Consider the following 15,957-nt stretch of genomic DNA (forward strand, 5'->3'; position numbering starts at 1 on the left):
AGTTTTGCCAAGGGGAGAGTCGGGTCAAACGTGATAGGATAAGGAACTTCTTTATATCGGACGGTCCATTGGCGGCTGTTCGCCCAGTCCAAGGTATTGCTCATGGTCAAGATCACGCTGGTATCCCTGCTGCATTCACACTCCGCCATTTTTCCGGTTTATCCTGTTTCGTTGCTGATCTCCTTGTTGGAGAGCCATGAGGGAGAGGTATGGTTGCCTGCCCGCAAGGGAAGTGACATTGCCCAGCTTCGCCAACATGCCAAAGGGGCCCAGGTTCGTGAGCTGGCAAATCTCGATGCGGGTTGGTGCGACTTTATCGCTGGTCAGGAAGGGGTGACCGCGGAGCTGGATGCGCTGGCCAACTACGATACAGAGATGATGGATAACCTGCGGATGTATTGGCACAGCGCCGCCAAGATCAACAGTCCGATCACCGATAACCTGTTCGAGCTGCGCCGCGAGGTGGTGGATGAGGCCCACGGGGCCAAACTTGCTGCCGCCTGGGAGCAGCAGCAACAGCTGCGTTTTGAACAGCTGATGGCGACGGCGGTCAATGGCCGGGATCAGCTCTGTTTTGTCGAGGTTGAATCTGCTTACTGGTTGCGGCAAAAGCTGAGCGAGCAAACAGATATCAATCTCTGTGTACCTTCTATTGCGTGAGGATGAGAGTGGCTCGGTACGCTGATGAAGAGGCTGTTCAACCATAGATAGTCACGCTGCAGGACGGTTGAGCAGACGCACAAGAAGGGGGTTGGCGAGGCTCAGCTCGCCTATGCTGTATGTGTAGTCAGTCAGGGGCACAACGGATGGCCCGTGATGGGCCATCCTGGTTAAGCAACAGATTCGTGGATCAGAAGGTAATATTGGTCGAGATCCAGAAGCGGCGCCCTTCTTGATTGTTGTTGTATTCGTTGGCGTATGCAGTTTTACCACCATCGTCATAGGCCTGGTATTGCAAGAAGTCCTCATCCAGCAAGTTGTAGACGGTACCGTTGACCGTCACGTTGTCGCTGATCCGGTAGGATGCTCCCAGATGGAACAGGGTAAAGGCGCTGTAATCCCCAAACGCATCTTGTTCAGCGCCCACTCCGCGCCAACGCTTACCGCGATACTCCCCTTGCAGCCAGGTGTTGAGTTGGGAGGTTGCTTGCCAGTTCAGCTTCATGTTGACCATGTGCTTGGGGGTATCGGTCAGTGGCATACCCGCTTGTTTCCCTGATTTCTGCTCGCTGTCGGTGAAGGTGTAGTTGGCCTTGAGATCCCAGTATTCAGCCAACGGAATGTATGAGCCCACCTCTACGCCACGGGTAATGGCTTCATCGATATTGACCGTCTGGCCAAACTCCTTGATGTCATTCCAGCTGGTACCGATGTCGATACAGCCTGGCTGATTGGGGGCCTTGCTGTAGTGGCAGTTGGCCACCGGCGTGCCGCTGGCAATTTTGTCGTGGAAGTCGTTGTTAAACAGGGTGATATTGGCATTAAAGCCGTTATCTGCCTGATAATAAGCTGCTATTTCAGAGCTGGTGGTGGTTTCTGGTGTCAAGCTGGGAGTGCCAATCAGCGGCAAGGCCCCCTGGCGACCAAATCCGACGATCCCGCTGGTCAATTGATCCAGGCGTGGGGTCTTGTAACCCTGGCTGATACCGCCTTTAAAGGTCCAGTTGCTGCTGGCATTCCACACCAGATAACCACGGGGGCTGAGCTGGCTGCCAAACACGCTGTGATCATCGTGTCGGGCACCGATGGTCAGTGCCCAGTCGGGCAGGAAACGCCATTCATCTTCGGCAAATAGCGCCCATTGGGTATGTTCAAATGGTGAGCTAGCGACGCCATCGTTCATCTCGGCTTTCCACCACTGGCCTCCTACCGAGAGGGTGTTATCTCCCAGTACGGTGACCAACTTGCTGTCGACTATCGTGTTCTCCAGCTCCAGCGTGCGCGGTGCGCCTGCTGTTTTGCCCGGTACGCCCTTGGGTAGGGTACGTCCTTCTGTGTCGGTTTCACTGCGAGTGATACTGCTGGAGAGGTTGCCGAAATTGAAACGACCGTCGTGAGCCAGCACATACTGTTCGCGGATATAGCGTTGCTGTTTTTCATAACCCCCGATCTTGGTCGGCGTATCCAGGGTGCCCAGCTGGCCTTCACTGTTATCATACTCCTGGGTGCCGCGGTCAATATCCAACCAGATGTCCTGGTTGTCGATAGGGCTGAAAGTCAACCGTCCTCCCAGATTACGGATATCCGATTTCACCGGATTTGCTCCCATGATCGGGGTTTTTTCAACACCATTTGCATCCTGGTAGCGAATATCTGAGGCGCTGCGATCAAACAGGCTACCACGCAGGGTCAGCCCCAGCTTATCTTCAATGACGGCGCCGCTGGTATAGAAACTGACGCCGGCGCTGTCGCCAAATTCACTGTGTTGTTGCTGGGTATTTTCCAAGGTCAGGGCCCCCATCCATGCTTTGGCGGGCTTGCGGGTGATAATGTTGACCACCCCCCCCATGGCATCTGAGCCGTAGAGGGTCGACATGGGACCACGGATCACTTCGATACGTTCAATGGCTGCGACGGGTGGCATAAAGCTGTTAGACGTTTCACCGAAGCCATTGGGGGTGACGTTACCGACATTATTCTGGCGACGCCCATCTATCAGAACCAGGGTGTAGTCGCTGGGCATACCCCGCATGCTGATGTTCAGGCCACCTGTCTTGCCGACAGTGCCTCCAACATCCACCCCTTCAACATCATTGAGTGCTTCTGCAATGCTGGATACCCGTTTTTGTTCCAGATCTGCACGGGTGATGACTGTGATGCTGGCCGGGGCATCTGTTACCTTCTGCTCAAAGCCGGATGCGGTGACCACCATGGTTTCAGTGCTGGTTTGGGCCACCACGGTTGCCGCAGGCAACAGCGCGAGCGCAACGGCGTAGCCGATACGGGATGGTTGAGGAATGGGCATCTTAAAACTCTCCTGTTTTATGTTCCATATACTGCTGAGTCACTATCAATCTTATTGATAATCATTATCATTTTTTGGCGGCAGTATTTTATGCAAAGTCAGGTCAAGTTGAGAGCAATGTTTTTGGAATCTATTGTTCCAAAAAGTGGAACTGGCGGGGTGAGGCGGTACGCTGGGTGCGTTGCGTTAATCTGCGTTTAATTTACTTGCTTTTAATCAGTCACTTATCGTTTTCAGAACAGAGGGTGAGGTGAGTGCCCTTTCTCTGTAAGGGGCCTACTGTCAAGGAGGTAAATTAACCACTATTGACAATAATTCGTATTTGCATTACTTTCCGGCCGTTTATAGAGTCCCTGCGGAAACGCCCTTTTATCATGCCGAGCAAGTCAGTCCGTTCCTACCAAGTGCCGCGTTGGGTTCGCCCGTTGCATACCTATAGCTCCATGCTGATGCTGCTGGTCATGCTCTTTTTTACTCTGACCGGTTTGACCCTCAATAACCGTCAATGGCTACCGGCCGCCGCTCCTGTGACTCATCAACAAATGGTATTGCCGCCCCAGTGGGCCGAAACCGGTTTATGGCAACAGGATCCGCTGCTGGCGGGTGGCCAGGTGTTTCACTGGTTACGCCAGCAGCACGGGTTGGCAGGGGGCGAGATGGAGATGGAGTGGAATAGCGAAGAGCAACTGCTCACCCTTGATATCAAACGTCCAGGTGGATACAGCCTGGTCGAGATTGAGCCCGGGTTGGCAGAGGTGCGGATCGAGACCCAACCCTCCGCGTTGCTGGCGCTGCTCAATGATCTGCACATGGGCCGTTACAGCGGTGAGTTATGGCGATGGTTTATCGATATCAGCTCGCTGGTAATGCTGCTCTTTACCCTGACCGGTTTTTGGCTGGTGTTATCCCAGCGCAAACGTCGCCTCAGCCTGTTTGGTCTGAGTGTGGCGGGGGCTGCCCTGATGGGGGCGCTCTATTTCGTGATCCTCTACAACTGATCGGAGTCCTGGATGCTCAAATCCACAATGCTGGTGCTATCGCTGGCAAGTATGTCTGCGGCTGCCGAAGTGACACTGTCGCTAGAGCTGCCACGCCACGAGGGCGGTCAATACCGTCCCTATGTGGCAGTCTGGGTTGAAAACCCTCAGCAAGAGGCGGTTGCCACGCTTGCTGTCTGGCGCAAGGAGGCGGACTGGCTCAAGGACATGCGACGCTGGTGGCGCAAGAGTGGCCGTTATGCCAACGCGTTACCTGATGGTGTCTCCGGGGCGACCCGCAAGCCTGGTGCTTATCAGCTGGCCTGGGATGGTCGTGACCATCAGGGCAACCTGTTGCCCCCCGGGCGCTACACCCTGCATATCGAAGCGGTACGCGAACATGGCAGCCGCTCCCTGGTCAGTCAATCTATCGAACTTGGCCAAACGGCCAGCTATCAACTGCAACCGGTCGCCGAACTGGGCCCGATCACCATCCATACCGGAGTGAAGTCATGACAAAATTTTCTGCTGGTTGGGCTCTGCTGGCCCTGCTGACCACCACTGCAACGGCGCATCCGGTCTGGATGCTGCCGAGCGAGTTCAATGTCTCCAGTGACAAACTTCACTGGGTTACTGTGGATGGTACCGCCTCCCACGGGGTCTTCAGTTTTGACAAGCCCATAGGGCTGGATAACGTCACCGTTTATGATCCTGCTGGCAATCCGGGTGGTACCGGACCCTATTACAAGGGGCAGCGCCGCAGTGTGTTCGATCTGGCATTAAGTGAAGCTGGCACCTACAAGGTGGAACTGCGTAATCCGCCACGCTATGTCACCACCTATACCATCGGCAAGCGCAAGACTGAACGACGGGTCATGGCCAACAAGCAGGAGGCTGCAGCTCAGGTTCCCGTCAAGGCTGAGGGGGTGACCACCTATGCTGTCCAGAATATCAGCGCCTTCTACGTCACACGCAATACGCCAAGCGATACCGTGCTCAAGAGCACAGGACAAGGGCTCGAGCTGCAACCCCTGACCCATCCCAGTGACGTGGTGGTGGGCGAGACAGCCCGTTTTCGTCTGACGTTCGAGGGGCAGCCGCTGGCGGGTCGCAAGGCAGAAGTGGTCGGCCATGGTACCCAGTGGCGTGATAGTCGCCAGCAGCAGGACCTGGTCAGTGACAAGGAGGGGATCATCACAGTGATCCCGGCTAAAACGGGCCCGCATCTGCTGTCAGTCAATATCGAGCAAGATAGCAAGACACTGATGGCCGATAAGGTGGCCGTCAATTACCTGCTGACGTTTGAGGTGCTGCCGCAATGATCCTGTTTCGCACCGGGCTATTTGCTCTGTTTTTGTTGTTACCTATGGTCGCATCCGCCCACTATCCGGTGATGGATTGTGGTCGTGAGGGGACTGAGCTGGTCTGCAAAGTAGGTTACAGCGACGGCACCCTGGCCAGTGGGGCTGAGGTCATTATGTATAGCTATGACGATGAGGTGCTGGCGACTGTCAAGGCAGATGGCCATTCTCATGCGCACTTCATCGAACCGGAGGGGGAGTTTTACATCCGCTTCGATGCTGGCCATGAAGATCCAGCCGAGTTCGACTATGCCGAGTTGCCGTGATATGCCCGGTTGCCGAGAGCGTGTTGTGCCAGATGACGGTCGCACGGAGAACCGTTGGGTAGCCCTGTTTTGTATGATGGTGTTGCTGTTTGGTGTCGTTGGGGTTTGGTTGCGTCAGACGCCAGTGGTGGCATCTGGGCAAACTCCGGATCTGGCGCCGGCTGCCCGTCAGCAACTGACCGAGTTGACCATTGCCCTCGATGAAGCCCGCTTTATGGTGAAGGAGGGGCATTGGCCCCCCCTGACCGCCATGGTGCAGGCGCAGATCCCCCCTTTTAGCGAAGGGGGCTGGCAAGAGCTGGCCCATGGTTGCTGGCTGGGGCCGCGAGTGGGTGAGCCCGATGGCCATTGGCTCATTTCGCTACCGGACAACGCGATTTTTCTCGATGGTGAGGGGGCCGCCACGCCTCCTGATTGCGCCACACCTCTTCACTGGATTTTGATGACACCATGATGCGTATTTTTCTGGCCCTGAGCCTGCTGCTGTCCCCTCTTGTTGCATGGAGCAAGCCGCTCACAGTGGGGATCACTCTGCACCCTTATTACAGCTATGTGCACCATATCGTGGGGGACCGTGCCAAGGTAGTGCCGCTGATCGAAAGTGGCTTCAACCCTCACAGCTATGAGCTGCAACCCAGTGACATTAAACGGTTGAGTAGCATGGATGCCCTGGTACTTAACGGGATTGGTCATGACGAATTCGCAGTTCATGCCCTTGAGGGACTGAGCCTGCCTAATCTGACCCGGATCTATGCCAATGCCGATTTGCCTCTGCTTGCTACCGGTAAAGGCAGCTACAACCCTCACACGTTTGTGGCGATTGATGCCGCCGTGCGTCAGGTTTATACCATCGCCCGTGAGCTGGGACGCCTTGACCCGGCCAACCGTGACTATTTTCAGCAAAATGCCCTGAACTATGCACGTTCTCTGCGTGCCATCAAGAATCGTTATCGGGCTGAGTTACTCAAACTGGACCTGACCAGGGTGCGCATTGCCAGCACCCATAATGCTTATGGTTATCTGCTGCAGGAGTTTGGCATTGGCATCGATACAGTGATTGAGCCTGCCCATGGGGTCGAGCCCAATGCGACCCAGCTGCAACAAACCATCGCCCGGATCAAGGCGGCCAATATTCAGGTGCTGTTTACTGAACTGGACATGGATAACCGCTACGTGGAACTGATCCAGCAGGCCACCGGGATCCGGATTTACCACTTCTCCCACATGACCTTTGGAGAGTATGACCCCGACCTGGTGAGTCGTGAGATGGACCACAACCTCAAGACCCTGGTCAAGGCGCTCTCTCTGGCGGCGCTAAGCTGATGGGGCCGTCAATCGTCTTGCAAGAACTTGCATTATCGCTTAATCGGGTCTGCATCCTTCAGCCCATCGACGGGGTGTTCGAGGCGGGTCAGCTTCATGCCATCGTGGGCCCCAACGGAGCGGGAAAATCCTCGCTGCTCAAATGCGTGCTGGGTCTGCGCCCCCACTGCGGTGAGGTTTACCGGCAGTGGCCGGGCACGCCCGGAACAGTGGCCTATGTGCCACAGCAGAGTCAGTTTGAGCCATCGCTACCCATTACCATCAACGAATTCTTGCTGACAACCTTTTCTCGCCGTCCCCTCTGGTTGCCGCTGCAATCCGCGTCGAAGAGGCGAATTGATCAGCGCTTGGCGCAAGTAGGGTTAACCGGGAAAGGGCATTTGCGCCTTGGCCAGCTGTCCGGCGGGGAGCGCCAGCGTCTGCTGTTGGCGCAGGGGCTGGATCAGCAGAGTCAGCTCTGGTGTCTGGATGAGCCCATGACCGGGCTGGATCAAGCGGGACAAGAGATGGTGACCCGCCTGTTGCTGGAATTGCGTCAGCAAGGAACCACCTTGCTGGTGGTGCATCACGATATGGCCTGGGTGAGACGCTATGCCGACAGGGTGTGGGTGATTAATGGTGGGCTGGCCGCGGTCGGTACCCCGGATGAAGTGTTTGCCCATAGCAAGCAGGAGGTAGCGTGATGGAGAGTCTGCGTCAATGGGTATTCTTCCTCTTTGAAAACGGCTATTTGCCCGAGATGTTCCAGTATGCCTTCCTGACCAATGCCCTGGTGGCGGCCCTCTTGATGGGGCCTCTGCTCGGGGCGCTCGGCCCACTGGTGGTGGTCAAACGGCTGGCATTTTTCTCAGAAGCGGTCGGCCACGGCGCTCTGACCGGCGTGGCCCTTGGTATCTTGCTGGGCGAACCCGCTACGGCCCCGCTGGTGGCCCTGTTCTGTTTTTGTACGCTTTTTGCCCTGCTGCTTCACTGGATAAAGAGCCGCACCCAGATCCCCTATGATGCATTGGTGGGGGTATTTCTCTCGTTTGCCATTGCGTTGGGGGCGGCCTTGCTGCTCTATGTGGCTAAGCGGGTCAATGTCCATATTCTGGAAAACGTGCTGTTTGGCTCGATCCTCACCGTCAGAGATCTCGACCTGTTAGTGCTGCTGGTTATTGCCATTCCTGCCCTGCTGATGTTGCTACGGGGAACCAATACCGCCCTGCTGGCGAGTCTGGCGCCAGAGCTGGCGCGCAGCCGCGGGGTTGCGGTACGTCTGTATGACTATCTGTTTGTATTACTGATTGCCCTGATGACAGTGGCATCGGTCAAGGTAATAGGGGCCATTTTGGTGGGAGCCCTGCTGCTTATCCCTGCTACTGCTGCCAGGCTGGTGAGCCGCAGTGGTGCCCAGTTTTTCTGGCTCTCGGTGCTCTTTTCCACCCTCAGCTGCCTGCTGGGTATTCTGGTGCCGATGGCGGGTGCCCTGCCGCTGCCATCCGGCGCGGCCATCGTGATGTTTGCCTCCCTCTTTTTCGTGCTTGCGCTCGGGTACCGTCGCTGGAGAACTATTGAATGAGATCTGTTGTCGTTATGCTGCTTGGTCTGCTGGCGTTGCCGCTGTGGGCCACCCCGACCGTGGTCAGCACAGTGCCAGTGCTGCATGCCCTCAACCTGTCACTGCTGGCTGATACCGGTATCGTGGCCCGTTATCTGCCACCGGCCAGGTTACCGCTGAACCGCATTCCCGGCTGGTTGAACAAAGTAGATGTGGCGACTCTGGGTCAGGCGGATGCGCTGCTGACCATGGAGTCGCTGCAGCCGGAACTGGCTATCTACCCCCTGCTTCGCCAGCGCCAGATCAGGATAGTGCCCATCGATGTGGCCAATGAATTGGCGCCAGCAGGGGCCAGGGTCACGTTGCGACCGGCTGGGGAGGGTGACTACTTTTGGCTCGATTTTGGCAACCTGACCCTGATGGGCAATGTGGCAGCACGGGATCTGGCACGGGTGTGGCCAGCTCAGAGCGAGCAAATTGAGCGCAATCGCCAGCGACTGTTGCGGGCCATTTCGCACACGGCCATGGCCTTTGATGAGGTACTGCTGGCACACGATGTGAGTAGTCTGGCCGTTGCCGACCATCGCCTGATGCCGTTGGCGCAGGCGTTGGGACTCCCGCTGGTGTCGGTGCAAGAGGCGGATCTGGTGCTGGCGAGTCGGCCGGTCAAGGGGCGTGATCGTGGGGTATGGCAGCCGGATCCCATGTTGCGTCAAGTGGAGCAGCCGCTCGAGGTCTGGTTGACACAATATCAACAGAGCCTGAGTAGTCAGCTTGCTCCGGTTGCAAAGTAAGCGGAGAGCTGGATGCTCGACCTGATCGAAATAAAAGTATTCTGCGCCGTGGTTGATTGCGGCAGCCTTACCGCTGCCGCTGATCAACTCGGTTGCCCGAAATCGACCATGAGCCGTCGTCTTACCCAACTGGAGCAGCGGGTTGGTCAGCCGTTACTGCGTCGTCAGAAGAATCGGCTGCAATTGACCGAAGCGGGTCGTGTATTTGAATCCTATGCCCGGCAAATGGCGAGACTCTCGCAGCAAGGGTTGCAGATGATGGAAGAGCTGCGGGAGGAGGTGAGTGGTGAATTGCAAGTCAGATGTCACCCTGCTTGTGCCGAGCCCTGGTTCGTTGAAGCAATGGAGTCGTTTCTGGTCCTTTATCCCGGTGCACGTATCAGGTTGAAGGTGGATGACGAACTGGCGGTTAACAGCGAGCATCAGGATGAGATTTGGTGCTGGTTTGGTGCAGATCCCGAGAGTGAACTGCGCTATGAGCCGCTAGTGCTCCTGCCAGCCTCACTCTATGCCAGTCCCTCTTATCTGGCAGCACAACCACCGCTCACCCACCCCAGGGATCTGTGCATCCATGAGTGGATGGGGGGAGGTGAAAGGATTGGCGATGGCGTGCTGTTACGGCACCCGAAAGAGGGGGAGTACCTCTGCCAGCCCAGACCCACCCGTTTGCAACTGGATGATGTGGGGATGCAGATTGGTTCGCTGCGTCGTGGCCGCGGCATCGGTATTTTGCCTGATATTCGAGTCAGGGCGTTGAATCAGGCTCACCCGAACAGTCTGGTGCCCTGTTTGCCGGGTTGGCAGGCCTCTCCCTGGCAGGTGGGTTTGCTCTATCCTTATGGGCGGCAACCGCGCAAGGTCAGTGCGTTACTGGCCCACATCCGCACTGCTATCCCCCCTTCCTGGCGCGGGTGCAAGCTGGACAAGCCGACCACAAGATGTGAACATGGCGCCCTTTATATAGAGAGAGACTTGGCCAATGAGCTATGAACTGAGCGACACCGAGCGCAATGCTGCGCTGCAACTGAATGCTGACTACCGTTACGATCACTTCATCAGCAAGCTGGTCGAGCATGAAGAGCTGTTCGTCCTGACCGATGAGCATGGCGTCATGATGCTGACCACCGACGATGAAGATTGCATCCCGGTATGGCCGCATCCCGAGTACGCCAAGGCATGGGCCGAAGGTGAGTGGGCCGAGTGCAAACCGCAATCTATCACCCTCAAGGTGTGGCTGGATCGCTGGATCGACGGCATGGAGCAGGATGAGCTGTGTGTTGCCGTGTTCCCGACCCCGGATCAGGAAGGTATCGTGCTGGAGCCGGCTGATATCGCCGATGCCATTGCCCAGAAACAGGCAAAGCGCGGCTGATCACCGCTCGATTAGCAGTACCGGTTGCCAACAAAGACCCCGCTATTTAGCGGGGTCTTTGCGTTAGGCGTATTTGCCAAAGGAGCCGCGCACTATCAGGGCTGGCGATAGGTGGTGTCGATGATGGGATCAGCCGGGAAGCGCTTGCCGCTCTTGATGGCCGCCCTGGTCTCTGCTTTCAGCGTTTCATCGATCCACAGCAGTCCGCCGTAGCTGTAACCGCTGTTGTCGCCACCTAGGGGCCAGTAGAGCAACTCGCTCTTGGGGGTGGCAGGCACCTTGGGCAGCTTGATCCAGCGCCAGGCCCCTTCCCGGGTGTAGGGCACCTGATAGGCGGGGACGAAGCTTGCCAGGTCATGGAGCCGCTGCTGGATCTGTCGTGACAGGGCCGCTTTTTTGGCAAAGTCGAACTCCTTGTCATACTGCTCCACCAGTGTCGTGATGGCATCGTCATCGATGTTCATGATGTTATTGGTCTGGGGCTTGTTGGCATTGACCTTGTGGAAGAACTCCCAGTAGGCGGGGTAGCGTCCACCGCTCCAGGCCATCCAGGCACTCTGGTGTTTTTTCTCCAGCATCGATTTGAAACCGGCCGAGGCATCCATCAGGTTGAGCTCGATATTAAGCCCCGCTTTTTTGGCCTCCTCACGCAACAATGTCAACCGCTGGGCATGTTCTGCAGTTGTGTAGGTAATGGCAAGAGTCAGTGACTGTCCCTTGTCGTTTTGCAAAATTCCCTGTGGTCCTACCTTGTTAAAGCCTGCCTTGGCGAAGTATTCCCGTGCCAGTTTGGGGTCAAACGGACGTGCGGTGAGCTCGTTGTTGGTAAATTCATCCTGCCCTGCGCCATAGCTGTCAAGACGTTGATAGTCGCCTCTGAGCAGGGTGACAAGCATTTTGTCGAGGTTGAGGGCATGCTGGATCCCGAGCCGCACATCGAGATTATTCAGCAGCGGGTCGGCGGTGTTGAGATAGAGCCCCATCGGCGATTGCGGGGTTTGGTTGTAGAACCAGGTACGCGCGATATAACCCTTTTCGAACTCGGCGGTGTTGGTCTTGTCGTGCCACCAGTTGGGCATCACCAGCGGGAAGGTGTCGAGATCGCCGCGCAGGAAGTGTTGCCAGGCGATGTTCTGGTCCCTGAGCACTTTGACCTCTATCCGCTCCGGGTTAAAGCGGTGCTTGAAGTAGCGTTCATCGTCACCCCACCAATCCTTGACCCGCAGGAAAGTGATGGATTTTCCCTTCTTCACGGCATCTATCTGATAAGGGCCACTGACAGGAAGTACTTTCCAGTTGTATTCCTTGACCCAGTTCTCGCTCAGCTTGATAGCATGGCTGGGGGTGGGGCTAAACGGCAGGGAAGCCAGCAGATCTTGCCGACTCTTTTCGCTGCTACTGGTGATGGCGAGCGTATGGTCATCGAACTTGGTTACTTCGCTTACCTGGGTACTGTAGTAGTTGTTGTACCAAGGGTCGTTTATCTCTTTGCTGCGTAGCATCTTGAGAGTAAAGAGCCAGTCATCGGCGGTGACCGGTTGGCCATCTGACCAGCGTGCCTTGGGGTTGATGCGAAAATAGAGGGTCTTGTGGTCGGCGCCGAAGGCCCATTCGCTCGCCAGCATTGGCATGGGATTACCGGTGATGGGATGAGTGCTTAGCAGCGGCAGATTGGTTTCTCTGAGATAGCCGGCAAAACTGCCGTTGGAATCGGGCCCGTAGACGCGGAGGGTCAGGGGAAAGCTGGTCATAAAGGTGCGAAAGGTGCCGCCGCGCTTGGCGGCCGGATCGGCGTAAACAGGATCCTGATTATTGCTCTCCCATACCAAGTCTGCAGGCAGGGTGGCACTCCAGCCAAACGTGCTCCAGCACAGGGTCAGGGTAATGGCAGTGGCGCGAATGAGAGGGAAGAGGTTGCCTCTCCCGGCAATGGTGATCGATAGCATATCCTTGCTCTCCTGAAGTCTGCTTCCAGCAGGTCATGTTCTGATGGTGTCAGTCCCGATGGGGACTGGCTCATCATGAAAATTTTATCCAGCCAGGTCAATGAAATAGCGAAAATTAAGGGACTATACCGTAACGCAGTGCAGGGTGATCCCCTGGGCCGCGATGGTCGCCCGCATGGGGGCGGGCAGGGCATCATCGGTGACCAGCACCTTGATCTGGCCCGGCGTGCCGAGTGGACTCGGGTGGATGGCGCCAAACTTGCTGCTGTCGGTGATCACCACATTGGTCACCCCCTTGGCCAGCACGCTGTTGACCACATCGGCCCGCATCATATCGCGGCCGGTAAAGCCCATCTCGGGATGAAAACCGTCGACCCCGATAAAGGCCTTGGAGAAGTGCACCTGCTCGATGCAGAGGCGCGTCAGTGGCCCTACCACGCTTTCACTCTGATGTTGGAACAGGCCGCCGAGCAGCACCACTTGAGCCTGAGTGTCGCGCAGCAGGTGGGCGATGTAGCTGCTGATGGTGATGATGGTAACCCGTTTGTGCAGGGCCAGATGGCGGGCCAGCAGGGCGTTGGCGCTGCCCCCTTCGATAAAAACCGTCTCGCCATCCTCCACCAGTTGGGCGGCCCGCTCGGCGAGACGCTCCTTGAGCAGATAGTTGATGTTCATCCTGGCATCCGGGTCGTCGCTCTCCAGCGCCATGGCCGAGCCGTGTACCCGTCTGAGTAGCCCCTGTTTCTCCAGCGCGGTGAGGTCGTTGCGCACCGTCACCTCAGACACACCTGTGTGTCGGGAGAGTTCGCTCACGCTCATCTTGCGAGCCTGATGGACCAGAGTGAGGATCAGTTGGTGGCGTGGATTCATGGTGCGCTCACATAGAAGGTGGTGGATAGCGGCAAGCCACCCGTGGGGGTAGCTTGCCAATCATATGACGTCACAGGTGCCATGAGGCGTGCTTCGTCAGAGAGTGTGCTCGGTGCGGGCGATGATATCATCTTGCGCATCCGGGGATAAGGCGGTGAAGAAGGCCGAGTAACCCGCCACCCGTACCACCAGATCCCGGTATTGATCCGGATTGGCTTTGGCCGCAAGCAGGGTCTCGCGCGAGACGATGTTGTACTGCACATGCCACCCCTTGTGCACCTCGAAGAAGGTGCGCAACAGGCTCATCAGCTTGGTTTTGTCCCGCTCGTTCTCAAGGCTCGCCGGACTCAGCTTCTGGTTGAGCAGCACCCCGCCGAGAATGGCTGCCGTGGGCAGCTTGCCGATGGAGTTGAACACCGCCGTCGGGCCGAGACGATCCGAACCCGACGAGGGGCTGGCCCCTTCCGCCAGCGGCGTGCGGGCGTGGCGACCATCCGGGGTGGCCATGGTGGCGGCACCGAAGGGCACGTTGGCGGAGATGGAGGAGGTACCGGCGTAGTAGGTGCCGCCGATGGGACCGCGGCCGAAGCGGGTGTTATGCAATCCTTTTAGCTCGTCGATGTAGCTCTGGTAAGCCTGCACCAACAGCAGGTCAACCTCGTCCAGATCGTTGCCATATTTGGGGGCGGCGTTGGTGAGGCGCTGGCGCAGCTGCTCCCCCGCCAATCCGGCAAAATCTTGCTCCAGCGCGGCAGCCAGCTCGTGCTGATCCACCACACCCTGCTCGAACACCAGTTTCTTCAGGGCTGCCAGACTGTTGCCGAGGTTGGCAATCCCCACCTGCAGACCGGAGACCCAGTCATAGACGGCGCCCCCCTCCTTGATGGTTTTGCCGCGTTCGATGCAGTCATCCACCAGGGTGCTGCAGAGGATGTCGTGGGCCTGAGCCTCCAGCACGCTGTCGACCACGCAGTCGATCTCGACGGACTTGCGGGTGAAGTAGCGCACCTGCTCATCCCAGCGGGCCATCACCTCGTCGAAGTGGCCGAACGTGCCGTCCCGCAGTGACTGGGGCTGGGGCAGGAATACCTTGCCGGTGGTGGCATCGCGGCCGCTATCGAGGGAGGCCAGCAGGATGCGGGCGAAGTTGATAAAGCTCATGCCGGTGCAGCGGTAGCCCCATTTGCCGGGCACTGCGGTCTCGATGCAGCCGATGGCGGCGTAATGGTGGGCATCCTCCACGCTTACTCCGAGCTTGATGAACTCGGGGATCACCACTTCGTCGTTGTTGAAGGCGGGCATGCCGAAGCCGCAGCGGATCACCTGAATGCAGGCGTCGAGGAAATCTTCGCTCATCCCGGCGTGGTAGCGCACCGAGAGGTTGGGCTGGGTCGAGCGCAACTGGCCGCAGGACTCCAGAATCGCGTAGGAGAGACCGTTGACCGCGTCATAGGCCTTGCCATCACGCCAGTTCTGGCCGCCGATGGTGACGTTCTGATAGAGCGGGCTGCCGGCGGAGGCTTTGGAGTGGGTGCCGGAGCGGATCTTGTTCACCTCCAGCAACTTGAGCCAGCACCCTTGCAGCAGCTCGATGGCGCGCGTCCGTGGCAGGGATCCCGACAATTCCACCTCGCGGTGATACCAGGGGTAGAGGTACTGATCCATCCGGCCGAAAGACACCGAGTGGCCATTGGATTCGATCTGCAGGATGAGCTGGATAAAGTAGCAGAGCTGCAGCGCCTGCCAGAAGGTCTCGGGGGGCTGGTGGGCGATGTGGGCGCAGTTGAGCGCTATGGTCTCAAGCTCGTTTCGGCGCTCGGGGCTCGGCTCTTGCGCGGCCATATCGCGGGCCATCTTGTTGGCAAGAGTGGCGTAGCGCGCGATGTGATCGCTGACTGCCTCCAGGGTGATGGCAACGGCGTGCAGGAACTGCTCGCGCTGCAGATCGGCCCAATCCGCCAGGTCCAGCCGACTGCGCCGCTCGGCCACCTTGGCCTTGAAGCCATCGAGCCCCAGCGCGAGCAGCTCTTCATAGTTGACCGCGAGATGGGCATCCCCCGAGGTCATGTTGCCCTCGGCCTTGATGATGCCGCTCTCCAGCAGTGCTTTCTGCTCATCGGTAAAGAGGCCGAAGCAGCGATCCTGCACCGTCTGACCGCGCCAGAAGGGAGTGAGGGCGTGGATGATCGCCTTGTCGGTTTCACTGACGGCAAACCCGGCTCCGGGGCGGTCTGCCAGCTCGTCGATCTCCTTCTCAATCCAGCTCACTGTGTATTCGGGAAACAGCGGCGCCGCCCGCACCTGACTGGCCTGATTGCCGACGATCAGCTCGTCGTGCTTGATCCAGATGGTGCGCTCCTTGAGGTGATGAGCCAGCGCCAGGGCGCGGCGCACCGGCAGCGGCCGGGCGAGGTGAGCCTGATAGGCCTCGGTGTAGTGGCGGGCACGCTCGGTGCAGACCGGCGGCTGAACGATGTGGATCAGGCGCTCTTTGTGGGCGCGGATCCGCGGGCTGAGGGTATTGAGGTCGAGCTGGGTCATGA

Annotated in this window: 16 protein-coding genes; 12 read left to right on the top strand and 4 right to left on the bottom strand. The window is 57.8% G+C overall.

Annotated features, from left to right (window positions below; translation table 11 throughout):
• The first annotated feature begins 102 nt into the window (after positions 1-102).
• Entirely contained in the window at positions 103-660 is a 558-nt protein-coding gene (locus tag BN1117_RS18195) for a hypothetical protein (RefSeq protein WP_040099685.1), read from the top strand.
• Positions 661-850: 190 nt separating this feature from the next.
• Here the strand turns inward: BN1117_RS18195 and BN1117_RS18200 are convergent, their stop codons facing one another.
• Entirely contained in the window at positions 851-2,965 is a 2,115-nt protein-coding gene (locus tag BN1117_RS18200; protein WP_209435254.1) for a TonB-dependent receptor domain-containing protein, read from the bottom strand.
• 374 nt (positions 2,966-3,339) lie between these two features.
• On the opposite strand from BN1117_RS18200, the gene BN1117_RS18205 reads away from it, so the two are divergent.
• The 11 genes from BN1117_RS18205 (at position 3,340) to BN1117_RS18255 (ending at position 10,598) form a co-directional block, all read left to right on the top strand.
• Complete coding sequence (locus tag BN1117_RS18205; RefSeq protein WP_040099687.1) at positions 3,340-3,963, top strand: PepSY-associated TM helix domain-containing protein; 624 nt, start codon at positions 3,340-3,342, stop codon at positions 3,961-3,963.
• A gap of 12 nt (positions 3,964-3,975) precedes the next feature.
• Positions 3,976-4,458: a DUF2271 domain-containing protein gene (locus tag BN1117_RS18210; RefSeq protein ID WP_040099689.1), complete on the top strand. Its 483-nt coding sequence runs from the start codon at positions 3,976-3,978 to the stop codon at positions 4,456-4,458.
• The gene (locus tag BN1117_RS18215) at positions 4,455-5,264 is read left to right on the top strand and encodes a DUF4198 domain-containing protein (RefSeq protein WP_040099691.1); all 810 of its coding nucleotides are present in this window, start codon (positions 4,455-4,457) and stop codon (positions 5,262-5,264) included. The genes BN1117_RS18210 and BN1117_RS18215 overlap by 4 nt, the downstream gene beginning before the upstream one ends.
• Positions 5,261-5,569: a hypothetical protein gene (locus BN1117_RS18220; RefSeq protein ID WP_040099692.1), complete on the top strand. Its 309-nt coding sequence runs from the start codon at positions 5,261-5,263 to the stop codon at positions 5,567-5,569. Before BN1117_RS18215 ends, BN1117_RS18220 begins: the two co-directional genes overlap by 4 nt.
• 127 nt (positions 5,570-5,696) lie before the next feature.
• Entirely contained in the window at positions 5,697-6,023 is a 327-nt protein-coding gene (locus BN1117_RS18225; protein WP_156130053.1) for a DUF6162 family protein, read from the top strand.
• Positions 6,020-6,892, top strand: coding sequence for a metal ABC transporter solute-binding protein, Zn/Mn family (locus tag BN1117_RS18230; RefSeq protein WP_040099696.1), 873 nt, complete (start codon positions 6,020-6,022; stop codon positions 6,890-6,892). The genes BN1117_RS18225 and BN1117_RS18230 overlap by 4 nt, the downstream gene beginning before the upstream one ends.
• A gap of 17 nt (positions 6,893-6,909) precedes the next feature.
• A complete protein-coding gene (locus BN1117_RS19260; protein ID WP_167334833.1) occupies positions 6,910-7,575 on the top strand; it encodes a metal ABC transporter ATP-binding protein in 666 nt (221 codons plus the stop codon).
• The gene (locus BN1117_RS18240) at positions 7,575-8,453 is read left to right on the top strand and encodes a metal ABC transporter permease (RefSeq protein ID WP_040099698.1); all 879 of its coding nucleotides are present in this window, start codon (positions 7,575-7,577) and stop codon (positions 8,451-8,453) included. Before BN1117_RS19260 ends, BN1117_RS18240 begins: the two co-directional genes overlap by 1 nt.
• On the top strand, positions 8,450-9,226 hold the full coding sequence (locus tag BN1117_RS18245; protein WP_156130054.1) for a hypothetical protein: 777 nt from the start codon (positions 8,450-8,452) through the stop codon (positions 9,224-9,226). The genes BN1117_RS18240 and BN1117_RS18245 overlap by 4 nt, the downstream gene beginning before the upstream one ends.
• A gap of 12 nt (positions 9,227-9,238) precedes the next feature.
• Positions 9,239-10,216 (top strand): LysR family transcriptional regulator, encoded by a 978-nt coding sequence (locus BN1117_RS18250; RefSeq protein WP_082032630.1) that lies wholly within the window; start codon positions 9,239-9,241, stop codon positions 10,214-10,216.
• On the top strand, positions 10,206-10,598 hold the full coding sequence (locus BN1117_RS18255) for a DUF2750 domain-containing protein (protein WP_033113422.1): 393 nt from the start codon (positions 10,206-10,208) through the stop codon (positions 10,596-10,598). Before BN1117_RS18250 ends, BN1117_RS18255 begins: the two co-directional genes overlap by 11 nt.
• A 95-nt stretch (positions 10,599-10,693) precedes the next feature.
• Here BN1117_RS18255 and BN1117_RS18260 read toward each other — a convergent pair whose 3' ends face one another.
• The 3 genes from BN1117_RS18260 to BN1117_RS18270 all read right to left on the bottom strand — a co-directional run bounded on the left by BN1117_RS18260 (position 10,694) and on the right by BN1117_RS18270 (position 15,955).
• Positions 10,694-12,544: an extracellular solute-binding protein gene (locus BN1117_RS18260; RefSeq protein WP_040099701.1), complete on the bottom strand. Its 1,851-nt coding sequence runs from the start codon at positions 12,542-12,544 to the stop codon at positions 10,694-10,696.
• A gap of 123 nt (positions 12,545-12,667) precedes the next feature.
• The gene (locus BN1117_RS18265) at positions 12,668-13,414 is read right to left on the bottom strand and encodes a DeoR/GlpR family DNA-binding transcription regulator (RefSeq protein ID WP_040099702.1); all 747 of its coding nucleotides are present in this window, start codon (positions 13,412-13,414) and stop codon (positions 12,668-12,670) included.
• A gap of 96 nt (positions 13,415-13,510) precedes the next feature.
• Positions 13,511-15,955, bottom strand: coding sequence for a formate C-acetyltransferase/glycerol dehydratase family glycyl radical enzyme (locus BN1117_RS18270; RefSeq protein WP_040099704.1), 2,445 nt, complete (start codon positions 15,953-15,955; stop codon positions 13,511-13,513).
• Positions 15,956-15,957 lie beyond the last annotated feature (2 nt).

Source organism: Aeromonas australiensis (assembly GCF_000819725.1).
In the GTDB taxonomy this organism is placed as follows: Bacteria; Pseudomonadota; Gammaproteobacteria; order Enterobacterales; family Aeromonadaceae; genus Aeromonas; species Aeromonas australiensis.

Excerpts from the sequence above, each read along its gene's own strand:
- BN1117_RS18195 (WP_040099685.1), top strand. The coding sequence starts at position 103 with ATGGTCAAGATCACGCTGGTATCCCTGCTGCATTCACACTCCGCCATT.
- BN1117_RS18265 (WP_040099702.1), bottom strand. The coding sequence starts at position 13,414 with ATGAATCCACGCCACCAACTGATCCTCACTCTGGTCCATCAGGCTCGC.
- BN1117_RS18245 (WP_156130054.1), top strand. The coding sequence starts at position 8,450 with ATGAGATCTGTTGTCGTTATGCTGCTTGGTCTGCTGGCGTTGCCGCTG.
- BN1117_RS18230 (WP_040099696.1), top strand. The coding sequence starts at position 6,020 with ATGATGCGTATTTTTCTGGCCCTGAGCCTGCTGCTGTCCCCTCTTGTT.
- BN1117_RS18260 (WP_040099701.1), bottom strand. The coding sequence starts at position 12,544 with ATGCTATCGATCACCATTGCCGGGAGAGGCAACCTCTTCCCTCTCATT.
- BN1117_RS18250 (WP_082032630.1), top strand. The coding sequence starts at position 9,239 with ATGCTCGACCTGATCGAAATAAAAGTATTCTGCGCCGTGGTTGATTGC.
- BN1117_RS18255 (WP_033113422.1), top strand. The coding sequence starts at position 10,206 with ATGAGCTATGAACTGAGCGACACCGAGCGCAATGCTGCGCTGCAACTG.
- BN1117_RS18200 (WP_209435254.1), bottom strand. The coding sequence starts at position 2,965 with ATGCCCATTCCTCAACCATCCCGTATCGGCTACGCCGTTGCGCTCGCG.
- BN1117_RS18215 (WP_040099691.1), top strand. The coding sequence starts at position 4,455 with ATGACAAAATTTTCTGCTGGTTGGGCTCTGCTGGCCCTGCTGACCACC.
- BN1117_RS18205 (WP_040099687.1), top strand. The coding sequence starts at position 3,340 with ATGCCGAGCAAGTCAGTCCGTTCCTACCAAGTGCCGCGTTGGGTTCGC.
- BN1117_RS18240 (WP_040099698.1), top strand. The coding sequence starts at position 7,575 with ATGGAGAGTCTGCGTCAATGGGTATTCTTCCTCTTTGAAAACGGCTAT.
- BN1117_RS18220 (WP_040099692.1), top strand. The coding sequence starts at position 5,261 with ATGATCCTGTTTCGCACCGGGCTATTTGCTCTGTTTTTGTTGTTACCT.
- BN1117_RS18210 (WP_040099689.1), top strand. The coding sequence starts at position 3,976 with ATGCTCAAATCCACAATGCTGGTGCTATCGCTGGCAAGTATGTCTGCG.
- BN1117_RS18270 (WP_040099704.1), bottom strand. The coding sequence starts at position 15,955 with ATGACCCAGCTCGACCTCAATACCCTCAGCCCGCGGATCCGCGCCCAC.